Source organism: Xanthobacter sediminis (assembly GCF_043195015.1).
GTDB lineage: Bacteria > Pseudomonadota > Alphaproteobacteria > Rhizobiales > Xanthobacteraceae > Xanthobacter.
Genome location: NZ_JBAFWH010000002.1, coordinates 1 through 19,560 on the forward strand (window position 1 = coordinate 1; position 19,560 = coordinate 19,560).

The 19,560-nt window shown below is 65.0% G+C and carries 18 protein-coding genes; 16 read left to right on the forward strand and 2 right to left on the reverse strand.

Translation table 11 applies throughout. From position 1 onward, the window contains the following. Positions 1–6 precede the first annotated feature (6 nt). From V5F61_RS02045 to V5F61_RS02065, 5 genes are all read left to right on the forward strand, one after another. A complete protein-coding gene (locus V5F61_RS02045; protein WP_393990351.1) occupies positions 7–975 on the forward strand; it encodes an HAD family hydrolase in 969 nt (322 codons plus the stop codon). 86 nt (positions 976–1,061) lie between these two features. Continuing rightward, positions 1,062–2,681, forward strand: coding sequence for an arylsulfatase (locus V5F61_RS02050; protein WP_393990324.1), 1,620 nt, complete (start codon positions 1,062–1,064; stop codon positions 2,679–2,681). A gap of 95 nt (positions 2,682–2,776) precedes the next feature. Then, entirely contained in the window at positions 2,777–3,643 is an 867-nt protein-coding gene (locus V5F61_RS02055) for a hypothetical protein (RefSeq protein ID WP_393990325.1), read from the forward strand. A 4-nt stretch (positions 3,644–3,647) separates the two neighbouring features. Beyond that, positions 3,648–6,011, forward strand: coding sequence for a cytochrome c3 family protein (locus V5F61_RS02060; RefSeq protein ID WP_393990326.1), 2,364 nt, complete (start codon positions 3,648–3,650; stop codon positions 6,009–6,011). Positions 6,012–6,912: 901 nt separating this feature from the next. Then, positions 6,913–7,815 (forward strand): tyrosine-type recombinase/integrase, encoded by a 903-nt coding sequence (locus tag V5F61_RS02065; RefSeq protein WP_445329458.1) that lies wholly within the window; start codon positions 6,913–6,915, stop codon positions 7,813–7,815. A 482-nt stretch (positions 7,816–8,297) separates the two neighbouring features. On the opposite strand, the gene V5F61_RS02070 is transcribed toward V5F61_RS02065, so the two are convergent. Together V5F61_RS02070 and V5F61_RS02075 are read right to left on the reverse strand one after the other, a co-directional pair. Next, positions 8,298–9,311: a phospholipase D family protein gene (locus V5F61_RS02070; RefSeq protein WP_393990327.1), complete on the reverse strand. Its 1,014-nt coding sequence runs from the start codon at positions 9,309–9,311 to the stop codon at positions 8,298–8,300. Beyond that, on the reverse strand, positions 9,289–9,600 hold the full coding sequence (locus V5F61_RS02075) for a hypothetical protein (protein WP_393990328.1): 312 nt from the start codon (positions 9,598–9,600) through the stop codon (positions 9,289–9,291). The genes V5F61_RS02070 and V5F61_RS02075 overlap by 23 nt, the downstream gene beginning before the upstream one ends. A gap of 645 nt (positions 9,601–10,245) precedes the next feature. On the opposite strand from V5F61_RS02075, the gene V5F61_RS02080 reads away from it, so the two are divergent. The 11 genes from V5F61_RS02080 to V5F61_RS02130 all read left to right on the forward strand — a co-directional run bounded on the left by V5F61_RS02080 (position 10,246) and on the right by V5F61_RS02130 (position 19,014). Then, positions 10,246–10,506, forward strand: a complete 261-nt coding sequence (locus V5F61_RS02080) for a hypothetical protein (protein ID WP_393990329.1) — start codon at positions 10,246–10,248, stop codon at positions 10,504–10,506. Positions 10,507–10,764: 258 nt separating this feature from the next. Then, complete coding sequence (locus V5F61_RS02085) at positions 10,765–11,250, forward strand: hypothetical protein (protein WP_393990330.1); 486 nt, start codon at positions 10,765–10,767, stop codon at positions 11,248–11,250. An 11-nt stretch (positions 11,251–11,261) separates the two neighbouring features. After that, the gene (locus tag V5F61_RS02090; RefSeq protein WP_393990331.1) at positions 11,262–11,723 is read left to right on the forward strand and encodes a hypothetical protein; all 462 of its coding nucleotides are present in this window, start codon (positions 11,262–11,264) and stop codon (positions 11,721–11,723) included. Positions 11,724–12,858: 1,135 nt separating this feature from the next. Beyond that, a complete protein-coding gene (locus tag V5F61_RS02095; protein ID WP_393990332.1) occupies positions 12,859–13,530 on the forward strand; it encodes a Rha family transcriptional regulator in 672 nt (223 codons plus the stop codon). Between the two features lie 154 nt (positions 13,531–13,684). Further along, positions 13,685–14,647: a hypothetical protein gene (locus V5F61_RS02100; RefSeq protein ID WP_393990333.1), complete on the forward strand. Its 963-nt coding sequence runs from the start codon at positions 13,685–13,687 to the stop codon at positions 14,645–14,647. A gap of 626 nt (positions 14,648–15,273) precedes the next feature. After that, positions 15,274–15,972, forward strand: a complete 699-nt coding sequence (locus V5F61_RS02105) for a Rha family transcriptional regulator (protein ID WP_393990353.1) — start codon at positions 15,274–15,276, stop codon at positions 15,970–15,972. Between the two features lie 471 nt (positions 15,973–16,443). After that, positions 16,444–17,385 (forward strand): major capsid protein, encoded by a 942-nt coding sequence (locus V5F61_RS02110; protein WP_393990334.1) that lies wholly within the window; start codon positions 16,444–16,446, stop codon positions 17,383–17,385. A gap of 18 nt (positions 17,386–17,403) precedes the next feature. Then, positions 17,404–17,583, forward strand: coding sequence for a hypothetical protein (locus tag V5F61_RS02115; RefSeq protein WP_393990335.1), 180 nt, complete (start codon positions 17,404–17,406; stop codon positions 17,581–17,583). A 225-nt stretch (positions 17,584–17,808) separates the two neighbouring features. Further along, positions 17,809–18,366: a hypothetical protein gene (locus V5F61_RS02120; protein WP_393990336.1), complete on the forward strand. Its 558-nt coding sequence runs from the start codon at positions 17,809–17,811 to the stop codon at positions 18,364–18,366. A gap of 48 nt (positions 18,367–18,414) precedes the next feature. Further along, positions 18,415–18,711 carry an LbetaH domain-containing protein gene (locus V5F61_RS02125; RefSeq protein ID WP_393990337.1) on the forward strand — a complete coding sequence of 99 codons (297 nt, stop codon included), beginning with the start codon at positions 18,415–18,417 and terminating at the stop codon, positions 18,709–18,711. A gap of 27 nt (positions 18,712–18,738) precedes the next feature. Next, complete coding sequence (locus tag V5F61_RS02130) at positions 18,739–19,014, forward strand: hypothetical protein (RefSeq protein WP_393990338.1); 276 nt, start codon at positions 18,739–18,741, stop codon at positions 19,012–19,014. Positions 19,015–19,560: the final 546 nt, after the last annotated feature.

Genomic DNA, 19,560 nt, shown 5'->3' on the forward strand with positions numbered 1-19,560 from the left:
GCGCGCATCGCCTGGGTCGTGGGATTGCTCGCCGTTCTCGGCGCGCCGGCGTTCTGCGATCCGCTGGCCTCCTGGAACGAGGGGCCGGCCAAGCAGGCCATCGAAGCATTCATGAAAAAGGTCACCGACCAGCAGGGCAAGGACTTCGTGCCGCCTGACCAGCGCATAGCGGTGTTCGACAATGACGGCACGCTCTGGGTCGAGCAGCCCATGTACACCCAGCTTGCCTTCGCGCTGGACCGGCTCCGCGAGCTCGCTCCGAGCCATCCCGAATGGCGCGACAACCTGGCGCTCAGGGCCGCGATCGACGGCGATCTGAAGGCGCTGGCCGCATCCGGCGAGAGGGGGCTGATGCAGCTGGTCATGGTGACCCATGCCGGCATGACCCCGGAAGAGTTCCAGCAGACCGTGACCGAATGGCTGGCCGGGGCCCGGCATCCGCGGTTCAAAAAGGCGTATACCGACCTTGTCTACCAGCCGATGCTGGAGCTGCTCGCATATCTGCAAGAGAACGGCTTCACCAATTACATCGTTTCCGGCGGGGGCATTGAGTTCATGCGGCCGTGGTCGGAAAAGGTGTACGGCATACCGCCGGCGCAGGTGGTCGGCTCCAGCATCAAGACCAGGTTCGAAGTGGTTGACGGCAAGCCGACGCTGATCCGGTTGCCGGACATCGACTTCATCGATGACGGCGCCGGCAAGCCTGTCGGCATCAACCAGCATGTCGGCCAGCGTCCGATCGCGGCCTTCGGCAATTCGGACGGCGACCTCCAGATGCTGCAATGGACGACCGCGGGCGATGGCGCGCGCCTGGGCATGATCGTGCATCACACCGATGCCGTGCGCGAATACGCCTATGACCGGGCCTCCTCCTTCGGCCGCCTGGACAAGGCCATGGACATGGCTCCCGCCGAGGGCTGGGTCCTCATCGACATGAAGAACGACTGGAAGCGGATCTTTCCGGACGTGAAGTGAGTTGGCCTCCGTCAGCTCGGGTCATCCAGAAAAATGGGAGCGGTCCATTGAGCCTGCCTAAGCACACAACACTGTGCGCGCTTGCCGTGACGACGCTATTTGCGTTCGTCGGCAGTGCGCATGCGCAGGGAACGGCGCCTGCCAGGAAGCCCAACATCCTGCTCATCGTCTCCGACGATACCGGGTGGGGCGATCTCGGCCCCTATCTCGGCGGCAAGCGGCGCGGCATGCCCACGCCCAACCTCGACGAACTGGCCGCCGAGGGCATGACGTTCACCAATTTCTATGGCCAGCCGAGCTGCACGCCCGGCCGCGCGGCCATCCAGACCGGCCGCATTCCCAACCGCTCCGGCATGACCACCGTGGCGTTCCAGGGACAGGGCGGCGGCCTGCCGGCCGCGGAATGGACCCTGGCCTCGGTGCTCAAGCAGGGCGGGTACAAGACCTACTTCACGGGCAAGTGGCACCTCGGCGAGGCGGACTATGCCCTGCCGAACGCCCAAGGCTACGACGTGATGAAGTACGCCTTCCTCTACCACCTCAACGCCTACACCTACGGCGATCCGAAGTGGTTTCCGGACATGAATCCCAAGCTCCGGGAAATGTTCGACAAGGTCACGAAGGGCGCGCTTTCCGGCAATGCCGGCGGACCGGTGCAGCAGGACTTCAAGGTGAACGGCGAGTATGTCAATACGCCGGAAAAGGGCGTCGTGGGCATCCCGTTCCTCGATGAGTACGTCGAGAAGGCGGCGGTCGAATTCCTCGACGATGCGGCCAAGAACAAGGGCACTCCGTTCTTCATCAACATCAACTTCATGAAGAACCACCAGCCCAATCTGCCGGCGCCGGATTTCATCGGCAAGTCGATCTCGAAGTCCAAATATGCGGATTCGGTCGTCGAACTCGACACGCGCATCGGCCATGTGCTGAAGAAGCTGGATGAGCTCGGTCTCGCCGACGACACGCTGGTCTTCTACACGGTGGACAATGGCGCGTGGCAGGATGTGTATCCCGATGCCGGCTACACGCCCTTCCGCGGGACCAAGGGCACCGTACGCGAGGGCGGGAACCTCGTTCCCTCCATGGTCCGCTTCCCCGGCAAGGTGAAGGCCGGCATGAAGAACGACGACATCATCGGCGGCCTCGACCTGATGGCGTCCTTCGCCGCGCTCGCGGGGGTTCCACTGCCGACCAAGGATCGCGCCGGCGAGCCGATCATCTTCGACAGCTACGACATGACCCCGGTGTGGTTCGGCAAGGGCGAGACGCCGCGTCACGAGTGGTTCTATTTCACTGAGAACGAGCTTTCGCCGGGCGCCGCGCGCGTGGACAATTTCAAGTACGTCTTCAATCTGCGCGGCGATGATGGTGCGCACACCGGCGGCCTCGCCGTTGATACCAATCTGGGCTGGAAGGGTGCCGAGAAGTATGTCGCCACGGTCCCGCAGGTGTTCGACCTGCAGCAGGACCCGCAGGAACGCTACGACATCTTCATGACGACCTTCACCGCGAGCACCTGGGCGCTCGTTCCGGCCAACGAGGCCGTGCAGAAGCTGATGAAGACCTATGTCCAATATCCGCCGCGCAAGCCGCAGAGCGAGGCCTATTCCGGCCCCATCACCCTTTCGGGCTATGAGCGCTTCAGAAACGTTCAGGAAAGCCTGAAGGAACAGGGCTTCTCGCTGCCGCTGCCGACGGGCAACTGAACCGGGGCCCTCGATGACCTGAAGCAGAGAGGACGGCGGTGGCCAATCGCGCTGCTGCCCTCTCCCATACAAAGACAATGATCTCGGAAGGAAACATGGGCAACATGGCACGACACGCCGCAAAGGCGGTGCGCCGGCGCGCTCGGGCCATCGGCCTGTCGTGCGCTCTCGCTTTTCTCGGGCTCGCGCGCCCGGCCGCTGCCGCGGACATCCCGGCCGCTGCCGCGGACATCCCGGCGGCGCCTCCGGAACCGCCGGTTTCCACGGTGGCCTGGGAATATCAGCTCAGCCTCTACGGCTGGGCGACCTCGCTGACGGGGGATATCGGCGTGCGCAATCTGCCCACGACCGCGATCGACATCCCGTTTTCGCAGGTGCTTAAGGATCTGAACGGCGCGTTCATGGGCTCGCTGTTGGCCAGCAACGACCGATGGCTTCTCCTGGCCGACGTGGTCTTCGCGAGGCTCTCGGAAACCCGCGCAGTGAGCACATTCGGCGGCAGTGAGCTCGATGCCGAGGTGACCCAGGCCATCGCCACCGGCGCCATCGGCTACAGGCTGCCGACAGGTCGCCCCGACTTCGACTTCGCCATCACCGGCGGCGCCCGCTACATGAGCGTGAAGGGTACGTTGTCGTTTACTCCCGTCGCGTCGCCCATCGGCATCTCGGCCAGCCAGCGGCAATGGTGGATCGACCCGACGGTGGGTTTCTTCGCCCATTGGGAGCTGAACGACAAATGGTTCGTCAATGCCATCGCCGACATCGGTGGGTTCGGCGTCGGCTCCCGGCTCTCAAGCACCGGCTATGCCGGTGTCGGCTACATGTGGACCACCAGTTTCTCCACCGCCCTCGGCTATCGCTACCTCTACGAGGACTATGAGGGAGAGGGCGCCAAGACCGGTACGTTCCGATACAATACGACCATGCACGGGCCGGTGGTGGCATTGGCCTGGCGGTTCTGATCCGATGACGTGGCTCGACCGGCCGATATGGAATTGCGCCGCCGCGCTGGCGCTGGGCGCCGCCGCCGCCGGCCTGATCGCCCTCGTGAGCCTGCTCGCGCCCGCGCGCTCGCAGGCGGGGGAGGCGATGGCGGCGCTTGCCGCCGGAGCTGTCGGCGCGCTGGCCGCGCCCGCGCCCGAAGGCTTCGCCGGTTCCGCGGCCTGCGCGAGCTGCCATCCCACGCAGACCCGCGACTGGCTCGCCTCCCAGCACGCCCACGCCATGGCCCGCGCCACGACGGAAACCGTGCTTGGCGACTTTGGCGATGTGCGCGTCGCGCACAAGGGCTCATCCGCCCGTTTCTATCGCGACGGTGCGCGCTACATGGTCGAGACCGAGGGCGCCGACGGGAAGACGGCGGCGTTCGAGGTCACGGAAACCTTCGGCCTGCACCCGCTGCAGCAATATCTCGTCAGTTTCGCGGATGGCCGCAAGCAGGCGCTGCCGTTCGCCTATGACACCCGAAGCGCCACCGAGGGCGGCCAGCGCTGGTTTCACCTCTACCCCGACCAGGCGATCGCGCCCTCCGATCCGCTGCACTGGACCGGCGCACAGCAGAATTGGAACTTCATGTGCGCCGAATGCCATTCGACGGCGCTGCGCAAGAATTACGAGGCTGCGGCGGATCGCTTCGAAACGCGCTTCTCCGAGATCAGCATCGGCTGCGAGGCGTGCCATGGGCCCGCGCGTGGGCATGTCGACTGGGCGAACGGCGCGCGCGATCCTTCCTGGCCACATAAGGGCTTCGCCGCGGTTGCGGCATCGCGCCCTGCCCCCGACTGGGCGATCGATCCCGAAACCGGAAGTCCGGCGCACGGCGTCTCCCGTCCGGCGGGCGACGAGGTCGAAACCTGCGCGCGCTGCCATTCCCGCCGCAGCATCCTTTCCGAAAACTGGCGGCCCGGCCAGCCGCTGACCGAGACTCATCTGCCCACCTTCCTCTCCGAAGGGCTGTTCGAGGCAGATGGAGTGATGCGGGACGAGGTGTTCAACGATCATGCCTTCAAGCAGAGCCTGATGTATGCGCGCGGCGTGACCTGCTCGGACTGCCACGAGCCGCACTCGGCGAAGCTGCGCGCGCCGGGCGCCGCCGTATGCGGACAGTGCCACCTGCCCGAGCGTTTCGAGACCGCCGCCCATACCGGACATGCGCCGGGGCCGAACGGGCCGGATTGCATCTCCTGCCACATGCCCGCACGCACCTACATGGTGGTGGACCGCCGGCACGATCATTCCTTCCGCATCCCACGGCCGGATGTCTCCGCGCGGCTCGGCACGCCGAACGCCTGCAACGATTGCCACGCGGACAAGCCCGCGCGCTGGGCGGCCGAAGCCGTGGAGCGCTGGCACGGACCCGAGCGCAAGGGATTCCAGACCTGGGCCGAAGCCTTTCACGACGCGCGGCGCGGTGACCCAGCGGCACGTGACGCGCTGATTTCTCTCGCGTCCACGCCCACCGTGCCCGCCATCGTGCGGGCAACGGCCATCGCGGAGCTTCAGGGTTTCCCGTCCACGGCCAGTGAAACGGCCCAGCGCAAGGCACTCGCCGATCCCGATCCGCTCGTGCGCATCGCGGCCCTTCAGGGACAGGCGGGCGCGCCGCTTGATGTCCGGTGGCGGCGTGTCTCGCCGCTGCTTGCGGATCCGGTTGCCGGTGTCCGCATCGAGGCGGCGAACCAGCTCGCCGATCAGCCGACGTCCACGCTCTCGAAAGACGACCGGGCGAGGCTGGAGGCGGCCTGGGGCGAATATGAGGCTGCGCAGCGCGTGAACGCGGACCGCGCCGAGGCGCGGGCCAATCTCGGCAATTTCCTGCAGCGGCAGGGTGATGCGGCCGGGGCGGAAGGAGAGTTCCTCGCCGGCCTCAAGCTCCGGCCGGCGGATCCGGCATTGACGGTCAATCTGGCGGATCTCTACCGTCTCCAGGGGCGCGAGCGCGAATTGCAGGAGGTGCTGCGTCGGGCTATCGCCGTGCATCATGATGCGGCGGCGCCGCATCATGCGCTGGCGCTGGCCCTGATCCGCCAGCGGAACCATGCGGAGGCGCTGGAGCAACTGGCGCAGGCGGTACGCCTTGCGCAAGGGAATGCGCGCTACGCCTATGTCTACGCGGTCGCGCTCAACGCCATGGGCAGGCCGGTTGAAAGCTCCGCCGTCGTGGCGAGCGCGCTGCAGCGAAACCCCGACGATGCGGACCTTCTGACGCTCGCCCTGAACGAGGCGCTGCGATCGGGCGACATCCGGCGCGCCCGCGCCCTCGTCGCCCGCCTCATGCTGCTGCGCCCGGACGACGCCGATCTCGCCCGCCTCGACGCGCGATTGCGTTAGGAGCACCTGGCAGAGCCGTTTGTCTTGAGGCGGTGTCGCCCCTTGGTGGCTCCGCGCAGCTTGGTTCTGGTGCCCGCTCTCCCATCCGAGGCCGACCGCCGTCACCCGCACGCGATCCGCGCCTTTCTCACTGCGGTGCGCAAGCTCATGCATCGAGCGCGTGTGGGAACCTGAGCCGAGATTGTCGTCGCTGATCCGCTCACGGCCACAAGATGAGCGATGTCTTTGTGACGAACACATTCCGCGCCGTTGGCGCTCAAACCGTGCTCGAACACGCTACCTCGGGACGCACGACGCAGTCAGAGGATCGTAATCCTACAGGAAATGGCGCGCCCTAGGGGAGGGGGCAACCCGGCAGGTGATGGCTTTGAAATACATGAAAATATTTACAAAAATGGCGATTTGGGGTACGCAAAGTGGGGTACGTTTCGGGTACTCAGAGCGACCTTTTCATGCCCCGTCCACCCCATTCCGACCGCCGGTATCTTGAGCTGCACCATGGCAAGTGGCGGGTTCCCTGGCCGTGCCTCGACACCTCCATGGTGCCCTTGGAACGCGCCTGAAGCACGCCCTCGACACCGACAGCCTCGCCGTGGCGAACCGCCTCAAGTGGCCCGTGGTGGCCAGCCTGAAGGGTGCCATAGAGAAGGCGCAGCGGGTTCATGACCGGGCCAATGGGGGCGGTAAGACGGGGGGGATGCCGTGGTGTCCGAAGCCATGGAGTGGCGGGAAGCTCTTGCCCAGGGCGACGACATCACGGCTGAAATCCTTCTCCCCGAGCGGGCGGAAGAGATCGAGCGGCGACACGGCACCGAGGCCGCCTTGTCGTTTGTCAGTGTGGTGCAGGGCAGGGCAACGCCTATCACGCCCCTGGAGCCCGCATGGCTTGCCGAAGCGAACTATGCAGGGGCGCACGGAGACAGCTCGGAAACAGGCTGTCCGGGTGTTTCTCGATTGGTGCGGGGCCTCCTCGATCCCCGAGACGGTGGAGGCTATCGACAGGAAGGTGGCCGGTCGGTTCGTGTCCGAGGTCTTCATTGCCAAGGGAGCGGACCCCGCCACGGCGAACAAGCTGATTACAGGCCTGTCCGCTCTCTGGAAGTGGATGGAGAAGCGGGGCCATGCCACCGCCGGCAACCCGTGGGAGCGGCAAAGCCTGAAGCTGAAGAAGGTGAAGACGGAGGAGGGGGAGGGGGCGAAGCGCCCGTTTGCGGACAAGGAGGTCACGGCCATCCTTGCCGGAGCCGAAGGCGTCCTCGGGGACCTCTGCCGATTGGCGGCCCTGTCGGGTATGCGCCTGGGGGAACTGGCAGAGCTACGGGTGCGCAATGTGCGGGACGGCGCCATTCGGGTGGGGCAGGGGAAGACCGATGCCGCCACCCGTGACGTTCCCATCCATCCCGTCATCGCCTCTCTTGTCGCCAGCCGATGCGAGGGGAAGGGGCCTGATGCCTATCTCTTCCATGAGCTGCCAGAGCAACGCAACGAGGCCCGCTCCCGTGGTGCGCCGGCCTCCCAGGCATTCACCCGGCTCCTCCGCGAGTTGAAGCTTTCCGAGCGCATAGAGGGGCGTAGGCAGGCCCGCACGGACTTCCATTCGTTCCGCCGCTGGTTCATCCGCAAGGCCGTGGAAGCCCTCGAACAGGGCGCCACGGGCTTCACCGCCTGGACCCTGGCGGATGTGGTCGGGCATTCCAAGGAGGCCGGGCCGCTCCCCATGACCATGGGGAGATATCCTGGCGCGGCAGGGATGGAGGCGAAACGGGCGTGTGTGGAGGCAGTGCAACTGCCTGTGGCGGGATGACCAGCCCGAAAGCATCATCGCCGTGGTGGTGGGGCACAAGCGGCAGGGGATGACGTTGGGGCGGTATTCGGCAGGGCCGCTGCTGGAACAGGCACGGCGGTGCGTGGAGGCGGTGGAGCTGCCGGCGAAGGCGGAGCGCCACCCGGAATGACCGATATGGGGGGAGCAGGGTGTTCCGGGCTTCATGGCCGGGGCCCTGGCTGATGTCTTTGGCCCCTTTACGGAAGTCGGCCTGTTGCCCATGCCGATGCGGCGTTATCCTGAGGCAGCTACGTCCTGTTGGGCCGACCAGATCGGAGATCGAAGCGCTCACCGACTGAGAGTTGCAAGTGGCTTCTCATGGCACGTCAAGATGCGTACGATGTGCTTTAATTTATGGAGCAGATCAGCGTAGCGGTATGAGCGTTGAGTTTTCTTGCCGGGGCGCCTTTCGGCAGGTGAACGAGCCCCGGCAAGGGGGCATCCGGCTCCGCCGCTCTACACTATAGATTGGCCTCATATTCTTTTTTTACAGCAATCCAGAAGTCATGTAATATTTTCTCTGCGTTCGCATACCACGCCTCGTCGTTGTAATTAAGTCGAAATATAGAGAACTCATGGCGAGATATTACATTTTGAAATGCTTTTGAGAAATTGTTATTATTTGCGTCAAATGGACATGGAGGCTGCTCTTCTGCAGACAGAAGTGCGTCACTGTATTCATCAGATCCATTCCATATAAATGCATCTTCAAGAAATTCAGATCCTATAAATGTCCACAAGAATGACTGCCGTTTTTTCGGCATGTAGGGTTGCGAGTTTCGAGATTGCCAATAAAAAGCCCAACGATTCTCCATAATATCAGTGTCAGATTTATATAGCACCTCTACACCAAGATCGATCCGGTTCCGCAATGTTTTGTTCTCCGCATTCCCGGACTCGGAAAGCGCTTTTTCGTTGTAGTCCCAGTCCTCATTGGCGACCGGCAGCGGCATTGGCAATCGTGCCTGCGTTACATCAAAGTCGCGGAAGCTGCGAAGGGTGGGTTTGCGGCGTTGCCGAGCGCTCCAAGCGGCTTCCGTCGCCTTCCAATCCTCAGCGCTGATGCTCTTCGTATCTGCGCCCTCCCATAGGGCATCAAACCAATCGTGAATTGGGCCAATGTCGGTGACGAGGGCCCCGGCCTCCAGCCATCCTGCCTGTTCTCCAGCCTCCAGCCCCAGTCCGTTTGCTGAAGCGTTCGCGGAGGTGACGACCGCTTTGGTGCGGCCGAGGTAGATTTTTGCGTGGAGAGTATCGCATTGGCGAATGTTACCAGGCGACAGTTTTTTCTCGATATTTTGCAATTCAAATGGGTTGCTTCCGCCCATTTTCAGGTTGCAAATAATCTTTGCGCTTTGAGAGACGAGCTCCAAGCCGCCACGACCCCAGAATGCGACAGCGAGTTTCGCGTCATCTTCTTGGGCGATCTCTCGGACAGCCTTGTTCAGCTCCTCACTGTGCAGAAACAGAGCCACGGTGCGTCTCCTCCAATTTGTGAGCAACTATCGCAAGAGCGAATCGCGTCGTATGGTTGTGGTGGCTCATATATAAACGGAGTAGGAGGGCGCTTGCAGGAGCTTGGGCGTAGCAGGTTGTTGCCGCCGTGAAAGTGGGGCGGAAGTTCTCGACAACGGTCCGTCGCATCAGGAATTCGAGCCGCTTCCCCACGTCTCCCAGAAGCCCCTTCTTGCCGAGGGCGGCGACCACGAGGTCGGCGATGCTCTCGGCGGAGACCTCCTCGGTGGCGACCTTCTCCTCGCCCATGATGTAGGCTCGGTCCTTGTCACTCCGGCTGCGCCGGAGCCTCGGGATGGCAAGGAGCACTACGCGCGTCACCCAATCCTGGAAGGCGCGGGCCTCGGGCTTGTCGTGGCCGCGCTGCATACATATGCGATTTAAGCGCGTGTGTTATGCGATATTTGCGTTTGTAGCGACAAAATCGTCACCAAATCCGTCGCCACTACACCGTTAAGTGGTTCCGGTTCTGTGAAGAAAAAGGAGACGCAGCGGACTAAAAATCCCTTGCGTTTTTATTCACAGGCCCTCGGCTGATTGACGCCCAACCCGTCCGTGAGCATCTTTGCTACGTCAAACGGGCACGACGCCCCGGCGACGGACCCCAAGGACCCGAGGGCGAACAAATATCGGACCGGCTAGGAAGTGTGATGCTGAAGGGCTGAATACGACCGGGCGAAGTGACAGGCCATGGACCTTGCGGAGGCCGGAAGTCGCTTGTCTGCGCTACATCACCGTCACGCTTCTCAAAGCGGACGGCGGAAACCGCAGCACCTTTGCAACTCAACGCCACAGGACCGGGCTGCAACCCACCTGAGGGCACCAATCAAACTCGTATCAATGGCGCGTTGCATACCACGAGATGGGGCAAGCGTCAAGAAAGGTACCGCTACAATGGCCCATGCATCCAAAGCTCTGCCCGTCATCGACGTGGACGCCAACGGCCGAGGGCCGGACGGGGAAGAATTTGTCTACGCCGCCGATCAAGACCATGTTGACGCGGGCTATTTCGTGAACCAGCCGGTGGCTCTTCGTTTGCCCGATGGCACTGTGACAGAAGGTGTCCGCGTCATGGTTACGCTGGCGGGCATGGACTGGCTGGCGGATGAGTTCGCTACTCTGGAAGGCAGGGCGAACTTCGCGAGCGAGGGGTGAAGCCGCGCGGCCCCTACAGTCGCCCGTGGAACCTTGGGAGAGGCATTCCGCCCCTCCGGGCTCCTTCCCTAGCCTCCGCCATCGGATTGCCTCCCCACGCTTCCTGAAGCGCTCCCGCGCATGCGTCACAGAAATGAATCGATCCGGGCTGATTGATTCCAAAATCTCGTTGGACGGCGGATGCATGCTCGGCTGAATGTTGATCGCAGGACATGCAATGCATTCCTGTCGATCCATCCAAAAATCAGGGCATCATCCATGAAATCTGAAATGCATAATAGCTCCTTCGATGCCTCTTCTCTGAAGGCAATCAATCCACCATCGCGCCATTTCCCGGCGGGCCTCCATTATCCCCTCCCGTTCTCTTCCACTCCATTCGGCTGTACGGTCGAAGACATCCCCACGGACATCGTGACGTGGGATGGGTGGTCGCCTCGGGACTGCTTGAACCTTGATCCGGCGCCCCCGGTCGGCTGGTATTCTATTCCCCACTGGTTCGCCCTGACGGAATGGCGTGGCTTTGATTTCCTCGACGAACCCAACGAGTGCCTCACGAATGGGTTCTTCGAGCGGGTGGACAAATACGGGAAGCCGGGCTTGCTCGCCCTCATGGAGATGGCGTGCCGTGACGAGGGATTGGAACCCATCGAATGGCCCGCTCCGCCGAAGCTGGCGGCACACGGCCGGGCCACCGTGCTCCTGTTCCCGGACCCTGTTCTTCGCGACCTGCGGAACTGGCGATAGGGGGCGGAGCCATGACGGACGAACCGACAAAGACCTATGAGGAAGTCGAGGCGGGGCTGTCAGGCATCCTGAACACCTTCACCCTCGCCCGCTCCACGGCCCCCATCTTCAAGGCGCAGGGCGAGCAGCACGCTCGCATCCTCGACGCCGTGGCCAAGTATGTTGCGAATGGTTTCGTGCCACCTCAGCGCGGCATCACGGCCTGTGAGAAGGACATCCCCGTTCGGCTACCCGAGAGCGCGGATGCTGCCTCCTACTGGCTCAAGCCCGGTGTCGCGGGGCTGCAACTCGACCTGTGGGTTTATGCCGACCTGTTCGGCGTGGTCTGCCCCGGCAACGGCGGTAACTTCACCTTCGGCCGCTTCCTGTCCGACCCGATCCTGTCACGCTTACCCTACATCCTCCCCCATGCTGCGTTGGATGAGGTGAAGTGGGCGTGGAGGGACAGCCAGCGGGAAGATGAAGGAGGGTGAGGCCCTCAGGATCGCCTGAGGCGCCGCTAGGCGCGGCTGGGAGACTCCGGGAAGCCCGTCCGCGTTGTTCGGCTACTTGCCCAGCCGCACCCTGCGGATGCCGCTCCCAGAGTCTCCCAGGCCGCTACAGGGCGCATCGGGTTTTGTCCCACGGGAGCGCGCCCCGGCCGAGAGCATTGCCTGCGGGTGTATCTCAAGGAGCACTTCAGGGGAGCTTGAGGAATACCGTGGGGAGGATTGGGCAGGACCACCGTCCTTGTCTTCTTCTCCCCCGCCGTATTGGATGCAGCAAAAAGCCCTGCGTTTTCAATGGTTTCGACTTAGGTTGCACGAGGGCCTAATGCCCTGGGTAGGATTAGTTAAAGATACTCTTAAAGGGACCCTTCATGTTCTCTTATAGATAGCTTGAAGGGACCTTGCAGGGGCATTGAGAAGAAGCCTTCCTGCCTGCCTCTACAGAGGGGGTGTACGAAGTACCCCCCAATATAGACCCTCTATCAGGTCCGTATCTGGCTTCGCCTGCCCCGATCCCTGGTTGAGGATATGCCTGCCGTCAGGTGGTCGGGGTAGGTCGCCAAAGTGGCCCTGCGGGGCCATTTGACGCTGCTATGTGCCAGCGCCTCCAGGCCCTGCCGACCTCTCCCAGGACAACGCTTCCCACGCCCTGAAGCTCCACGCCCTGGTGGAACGTGGCGCCACCGAAGGGGAGCGTGATGTGGCCCGGTACTTCGGGAAGCCCCACAACGACGTGCTCAAGGCCATCCGAGCCTTGCTGGGGCAGGCTCCGGCCAGTCTGGGGAATTTTCCCAGACCCCTGAAGCATCCCCGAATTTTCAGGAATGCCCCTACCGGGACGTGGCGGCCTACTTCGGGAAGCGGCATGACCATGTTCTGAGGGACATCGACATCCTCGTGAGCCACGCCCCAACTCTGGGGGGTGTGCCGAAAATTCCGCACACCCCTACGTCCACCCGCAGAACGGCCAGACCTACCGCTCCTTCGACATGGACCGGGACGGCTTCACGCTCCTGGCGGTGCCCAGCGCTGCTTAGCGCAGCCGACCCACCGCCGGGGAAGGCCAGCTTGCTGGCGCAAGGGGAGGTGCGTCCTCTTCAAGGAATTTGGAGCACACCAAATGAACGCGCATTCTGCTTACGCCTCTTCCACCGGCGGCGTCACCCTCCGCCCCATCGTCACCCACGGCGCCGCCGGGCGGCCCGTCACCAACTCGCGGGACGTGGCGGCCTACTTCGGGAAGGCGCACAAGCATGTGCTTGATGCTATCGACGCCTTGATTTCTCAGGCTCCGTCCATTGAGCCGAATTTTCGGCCCATTAAGACGGACGTGAAGGTTGGCTTCGGAACCCGCAAGGACCGCGCCTACCTCATGGACCGGGATGGCTTCACGCTCCTGGCGATGGGCTTCACGGGCCCCAAGGCGCTCCAGTTCAAGATGGCCTACATCGCCGAGTTCAACGCGATGGAGGCCGAGCTGAATGCGGCCGCCGAGAAGCCCGCCTTCCAGCTTCCCGACTTCACCGACCCCGCCGCAGCCGCCATCGCGTGGGCAGAGGAGTACCGGGAGAAGGAAGCCGCTCAGACGGCACTCGCAGCCGCCCAGGAAAGCCTTGCCATCGCCGAGCCCAAGGCCGAGGCCCTCGACGCCATCGCCACGGCGGACGGCCTCTTCAACCTTGGAGCCGCCGCCAAGAACCTGGGCATCCCGCCTCGGGCCGGCTTCATCACGACCCTGGTGGAGTGGGGCGAGGGGTCTGAAAAGTCACGCGTTTTCAAGGTGATGACTTAGGTTGCACGAGGGCCTAACTCCGACCGCCAACGCGCAGCTTCATGCTGCGCTTTTTTGTGTCCTCATTTGCTCTCCCGGCCGGAACGGCACCCCCATCGCCGCCCCATGGCGTCCCCTCCACCGACCACCCTCCCAAGGAAGCCCGTCAGGGCTCGTGGTCCTCATCCTCCAACCGCCAGCGCAGGACGACCCACCATGTTCATGGAAGCCCCTCCCGCCTCCGAAGACGCTGCCGCCCCTCGACGAGCACGACGGAGAGGACGAGGAAGAGCCGGCCCCCGGCGAGCCGCACAACGCCCATGTGGTCGCCTACCGCGCCCATCGGGAGCGCGAAGCCCACATCGCCAAGCTTCATGCCGGCGTGGACGACATCTTCGCCCACCTCGACGGCTCCCCCGGCTGCATGAAGCTGGGGTGCAGCGAAGAGTTCCTGCACGTCCGCCACCTGTGGGCCGGAGACGCGGACATCCTGGCCGTGCCCTTCGCGCCCACCGAGCACAGCCCGTTCCCCCGCGCGACCGGCTACCCCCATTGCAGGTTGCCATGGGCGTGGTGGCCCCCGGTGGTCGGCTCCGGCCATTCCGCCTTGCTGAGCATCTTCCGCCTCTACCGGGCCGAGGCCATGGTGGTCGCGCAGATTGCCGGCTGCGGTGGCCTGGACGACCTGTGGGGATGGGTCCGCCGGCCCGAGGTGCCCGATTTCGAGGGCCTTGCCGAATGGCGCCGCCGGCTGTTCCTGCCCCCGTCCGAACAGGAAGTCGCCCGGAAGGCCGAGAAGAGGGCCAAGAAGACACTGGACCAGCGCGAGAAACGCGCCCGTGACGCGGGCAAGGCGGCCACCAGGGGCCACACCGTGCGCCCCGTGGTGGTGGAGGGCGGCTTCGCCTTCGTGCCCCTGAGCATGGGCTATACGGCCCGCCTCAGCGCCGCCGACGCGCCCTTGGTGGAAGGCCATAACTGGCACGTCATCGCCTCGCCGGGCCAGTCACCGTTCGCCGCCCGCTTCTCCAAGCGCGAGGACGGCCGCAAGGTTCGCCTGCGGATGCACCGTCTTGAGGGGCTCACCGGCCCTGTCGAGATCATCCAGCCGGCTCCCGATGGTCCCAACGCGGCCTGACGCCCCCCGCAAATCCACTTCATAAGAACACTTGGGCAGCGCCAGCGGCTCCTGTGTGTCGAGGAAAGAGCACTGCCGCTCCTCCCTGACGTGCCGCCCCCGGCGTCTCGATCCGCTCCCCGCCGAGGTGGTGGGTGTGTCGAGGTGAGCGCCGGGAGGGGCAGGGACAGGAGGGGCGGCAATGTGCTGCCTCGCCCACGCATGCCCTCCGCGCTCCCGCCGCCCCCGTCCGCGCTCCGGCCGAGACTGTGCAGCCCTCAGCCGTTGTAGCGCCTCGCCCGGCATCGCCGGGCCCCCTCGCCAGCCCCTTCCATCGGCCCCGTGCACACGGGCTTCTCCTTTCACCGCGCCCACGAGGCGGGCGGGAGGGGCTGGCACCTCTTCGTTTCCCCTGGCGTATCGTCCGGCCCTCTCCCTGAGAAGGGTGGTTCCGTGCGCCCGTGGCACCCATGCGACCCGTGTTCGGTCCAATCCCGATACGGCGCCGCTCTCTTCACGCCCCCATGAAGGAGCACCGACAACGCATGCTTGACACGGCCACATCCACGGCCCCGACGACCACGACCTTCGCCGCCGTTCCTGCCATCGCTCCTGCCACCGGCCGCAGCTCCGGCGGGCCGCTCACCATGAGCAGCCTGGAAATTGCCGAGCTGACGGGGAAGCGGCACGACCACGTGATGCGGGACATCCGCAACATGCTGGCCGAATTGAACGGCCATGACCGTCTCCCCAGTTTTGGGGACACGGTTGACCGGCCCAATCCGAGCGGCGGTTCGCCGATCAAATCGCCAATCTTCCGGCTCCCTAAGCGCGAGACGATGATCCTCGTCAGCGGCTACAGCATCACGCTCCGCGCCCGGATCGTGGACCGCTGGCAGGAGCTGGAAGCCCAGGTCGCTGGGCTTAAGCCCGCCCTGCCGGACTTCACGGACCCCGCCGCAGCCGCCATTGCATGGGCTGAGGAGTACCGGGAGAAGGAAGCCGCTCAAAAGGCACTTGCATCCGCTCAGGAAAACCTCGCCATCGCCGGCCCCAAGGCGGACGCCTACGACGCCTTTCTCGACAGCGACGGGCTTCGCTCCGTCCGCGACACAGCGAAGGTGGTCGGCATCAGCCAAAGCGCCCTCTTCGCCGGCCTGAAGAACAAGAGGGCCGCAAGCAAGGCCAGCAACGGCAAGTGGTATCCCTCTTCGGCTTTCGTCGCCGCTGGGAATGCCAAAATGGTCCCCATCCCGTGCCCCGATGGGCGGTCGCGCGATCAGATGTACCTCACGCCCAAGGGCGTCGATTGGTGCGTGAAGACCTTCGGTCCCAAGTTCGACTGATCGCCTCCTGAGGCACTAATACTGACGTGTCCGTGGTCCGACCCCACGCCGCGCCACAACCCCTTGATGATGCCCGCCAGCCACGACGTGGCCCCCCCGAACGGACGCGCCATCGCTCACAAGCGAGACGCCCGAAGCTCCGCGCACGCGGAGTGAACATGCCATGCGAACTCCACCCCTGTGGTCTCCCATCCCCGCGCCGAGGTGCGGCGGGCGGCCCGTGGCCGGAACTACTCCTTGAGCGTGTCGGGAACCCATGACGGGCCAAGCCCGCTGGGGGCCGAACGCCGCCCGCCGCTGCCGGCTCTCCTGCCCACCGCCCCACAATCCCTTGCGAGGGCTTGCATGCCGCCTGACGGCGACGGGGCGGAGCCTTTGGAGAATTACCGGGAGCCGTGATGCTCCGCGCGACGCGGAGTTGGCGACGCCACGCCACGACCCTCCACATCATCATCAAGGAATTTCCCCACCATGGCTTATAGTGACACCAATCTCTCCCGCCTCGGGCAGGTCAACAAGGCCGGCGCCGTCGATGCCCTCTTCCTCAAGGTCTTCGGCGGCGAGGTCATGACCGAGTTCGAGCGGAACAACGTCTTCAAGGCCCTCACCTACGTCCGCCAGATCACGGCGGGCAAGACGGCCCAGTTCCCGCTCGTGGGCCGCGCCAGCTCGGCCTATCACACCCCCGGCAGCTGGATCGACGGCAGCGCCATCGACCACGCGGAGAAGACCATCTCCGTGGATGACCTGCTTCAGTCCAACACCTTCATCGCGGACGTGGACGAGGCGATGAACCATTACGACGTGCGCAGCATCTACAGCGCCGAGCTGGGGCAGGAACTGGCCTACCAGTACGACACCCACCTCGCCGCCGTGCTGACCCTCGCCGCCCGCTCCACCTCGCCCCTCACCGGCCGGAGCGGCGGTTCCCGCATCACTGATGCCGCCATGAAGACCGATCCGGCGAAGCTGGAAGCGGCCCTGTTCACCGCCACCCAGACCCTGGACGAGAAGAACGTGGGGCAGCAGGACCGCTACGCCGTGTTCCGCCCGGCGCAGTATTACCTGCTCGCCCAGCGCGACCGGCTGGTGGACACCAACCTGGGCGCCAAGGGCGCGGTGGCCTCGGGCGTGGTCGAGACCATCGCCGGCCTGCCCATCGTGAAGTCCAACAACGTCCCCTCCACCAACGTGACGACCGGCCCCGCCAAGTATCAGGGCGACTTCACCACCACCGTGGGTCTGGTCTTCAACAAGTACGCCGCCGGCACCGTGCAGCTCCTCGACCTGTCGGTGGAGAACGAATACGAAATCCGCCGGCAAGGCAATTTCTTCGTCGCCAAGTATCTCTGTGGCCACGACGTGCTCCGCGCGGATTGCGCCATCGAGCTGGCGACCGGGGCGGTGGCGTGATGCCCTCCGGCGCCAACGATGGCGGCGAGCGATGACCTCCCGGTTTCCGCCGGCTTCTACCATCGCGACATGGAGCCTGCCGCTCCTGTGGCTGATGCCGCTGGCAGCGAAGACGTTGTCACTCAACTGAATGCCCTGCTGGCGGCCCTTCGCGCCGCCGGCATCCTCGCCCCCGGCGCCAACGACGGCGGCGAATAACCTCCCTCCCGCGTCCTCCCAAGTCGCCTTCGCCGTCCTGACGGCCCCGCGCGGCGCTCAAGGACCCGCACCCCCGCCCCCGTCGCCCTCAGCGGCCGGGGCGGGGGAATGCGGTCACGCGGCACCCTGCCCATCCCCGCCGTTCCTCTCTTCAAGCCCGCTCTGGCGGGTCCCAAGGACGCCGCATCGAGCGGCTCAACGGCATTCCCACGAAAAGGACGCCTCATGGCTTCGGACACCCACAGCAAGCAGCCCACCGGCATCACGATTACAGCCGCCGGCAGGGGCTCGCCGCAGAGCACCCTCAAGGGCGCGTATGCCATCTGCTACGCGGTCACCACCCATTACGAGGACGGCTCCACCGCCACGACCATGACCTCTGCCCCTTTGGCCGGCGCCCACCCCGGTCCCGAGCCGCATGCAATCGCCGTGGCCGAAGCCCTTCTGGAGGTCTTCGACGCGGGCTTGCAGGGGCTTCCTGTGGAGGTGTTGAGCACGTCCCGCGTCGTTTGCGACCTGCCCCCGTGGGGCACCTGGAAGCCCACCCCGGAGACCACGATAGGCTTCCTGGAGGCTGCGCACAGCCTGCGGGAGGTGGCCGCACAGTTTCCCAAGCTGCGCTTTGAGCTTGCCGAGGGCGGCCATGAGGACCGGCGTCTTTACGGCGTGCTTGCCGAGGCCATGGCGCAAGCGGCTGTGTGGGCTGAGGAGCGCCTTGCGGCCATCGGTGGCACGGGCCTGATGCCCGCCCACGGCGTGGGTCCCTCCGCCCGGCGCGGCTGACCACCACCACCTCCTCCACACCCCGACCCATCAACGAAAGGACCCACCATGACCACCGTCCCCGACACCGCCGTTCCCGGCCACGCCCTCTACGGCACCGCCGACCGCAGCCACATCCCGGCCGCCATGGTTGCCGGCGGCCTCTATGACCTCTCCCCGACCACCCTGCGCGAGGATGGCACTCGCCCCCGGCCCCTGTTCGACCTGGGCACCACGGAGGGCCGCAACGCCCGTAACGCCTACCTCGCCGATGTGGAGCGCTCCGAAGACGCCAAGGACGCCGCCCGTGCCCGGCATGCGGCCAAGCAGGGCAATGGCGAGGGCATGGCCGGTGCGGGCATTTGAACGCCCGCCCGAAGGGGCTGGCCTCTGATGCCTTCCCTTCAGGCCATGGCCCTGGTGGACCTCAGCGACGGCAAAGGCCCCCGGCACATTCCCGGCGTCGTGTGGTCGCCGGTGTCGCAGCTCTTCGAGGCGACCCTGGATGACCCTGAGGGGAACACCGTGTTCCTCGGGGCCTTTGCGAGCCCCATGCAGGCCGTGCAGGCCATGGAGAGCATGAAGGCCACCTTCGCCCGCATGGGCAATGCCACGCCCGGCACCCGCGTGGGCGGGCCGAAGCCCTCAGGCCAGCCGAAGCCGGAATGACCTCGACCACCAAGCGCCCCTTCCCGTGTCGTGTCACGCCTCTTCAGCCGGGCCTAAGCAGTGCCAAGGCGGCCGCAACGCTCCTTCCTGCCGGTCGAGGCTTCCCGGCAAAATCCGGGGCAAATTTCTGAACCCCCCTCGATAGATAAAAGACCGCGCGGCACCCCCCGTGCCCCTTCGCGCCTGGGCAGGACGCCGCCCGCGCGATCCGGCCGCGCCCTCGCGCCACACCGCGCACACGTCACGCGCCCGTCTGGCAAGTCGCGCCCGAGTCCACCAGCGGCCATCATGGGCGTCCATGCCCTTTGCTTCCCAGCGAACCGGAAGCTCGCCAGTGGGTCCCCCAGGCGATCCATGCGTCTCCTGCGCTGAGGAGAGGGCCGCCGCCCACTGCTGCACGCCTCGCTATGGCACCCCCATGGCCAAGGCGGGCGCAGGCCCATACCGAAACCCTCCACGGAAATCGGTCTCTCCGACCACGCATCCATGCGGGTTTGCGGAGGGCGCTTGACGCATGCCGTAAACACTTGTTGTCGGTATGTATGC

Coding starts and splice junctions, on each gene's coding strand:
- V5F61_RS02055 (WP_393990325.1), top strand. CDS start 2,777: ATGGGCAACATGGCACGACACGCCGCAAAGGCGGTGCGCCGGCGCGCT.
- V5F61_RS02060 (WP_393990326.1), top strand. CDS start 3,648: ATGACGTGGCTCGACCGGCCGATATGGAATTGCGCCGCCGCGCTGGCG.
- V5F61_RS02065 (WP_445329458.1), top strand. CDS start 6,913: ATGCAGGGGCGCACGGAGACAGCTCGGAAACAGGCTGTCCGGGTGTTT.
- V5F61_RS02075 (WP_393990328.1), bottom strand. CDS start 9,600: ATGGGCGAGGAGAAGGTCGCCACCGAGGAGGTCTCCGCCGAGAGCATC.
- V5F61_RS02080 (WP_393990329.1), top strand. CDS start 10,246: ATGGCCCATGCATCCAAAGCTCTGCCCGTCATCGACGTGGACGCCAAC.
- V5F61_RS02085 (WP_393990330.1), top strand. CDS start 10,765: ATGAAATCTGAAATGCATAATAGCTCCTTCGATGCCTCTTCTCTGAAG.
- V5F61_RS02090 (WP_393990331.1), top strand. CDS start 11,262: ATGACGGACGAACCGACAAAGACCTATGAGGAAGTCGAGGCGGGGCTG.
- V5F61_RS02095 (WP_393990332.1), top strand. CDS start 12,859: ATGAACGCGCATTCTGCTTACGCCTCTTCCACCGGCGGCGTCACCCTC.
- V5F61_RS02105 (WP_393990353.1), top strand. CDS start 15,274: ATGAGCAGCCTGGAAATTGCCGAGCTGACGGGGAAGCGGCACGACCAC.
- V5F61_RS02110 (WP_393990334.1), top strand. CDS start 16,444: ATGGCTTATAGTGACACCAATCTCTCCCGCCTCGGGCAGGTCAACAAG.
- V5F61_RS02115 (WP_393990335.1), top strand. CDS start 17,404: ATGGCGGCGAGCGATGACCTCCCGGTTTCCGCCGGCTTCTACCATCGC.
- V5F61_RS02120 (WP_393990336.1), top strand. CDS start 17,809: ATGGCTTCGGACACCCACAGCAAGCAGCCCACCGGCATCACGATTACA.
- V5F61_RS02125 (WP_393990337.1), top strand. CDS start 18,415: ATGACCACCGTCCCCGACACCGCCGTTCCCGGCCACGCCCTCTACGGC.
- V5F61_RS02130 (WP_393990338.1), top strand. CDS start 18,739: ATGCCTTCCCTTCAGGCCATGGCCCTGGTGGACCTCAGCGACGGCAAA.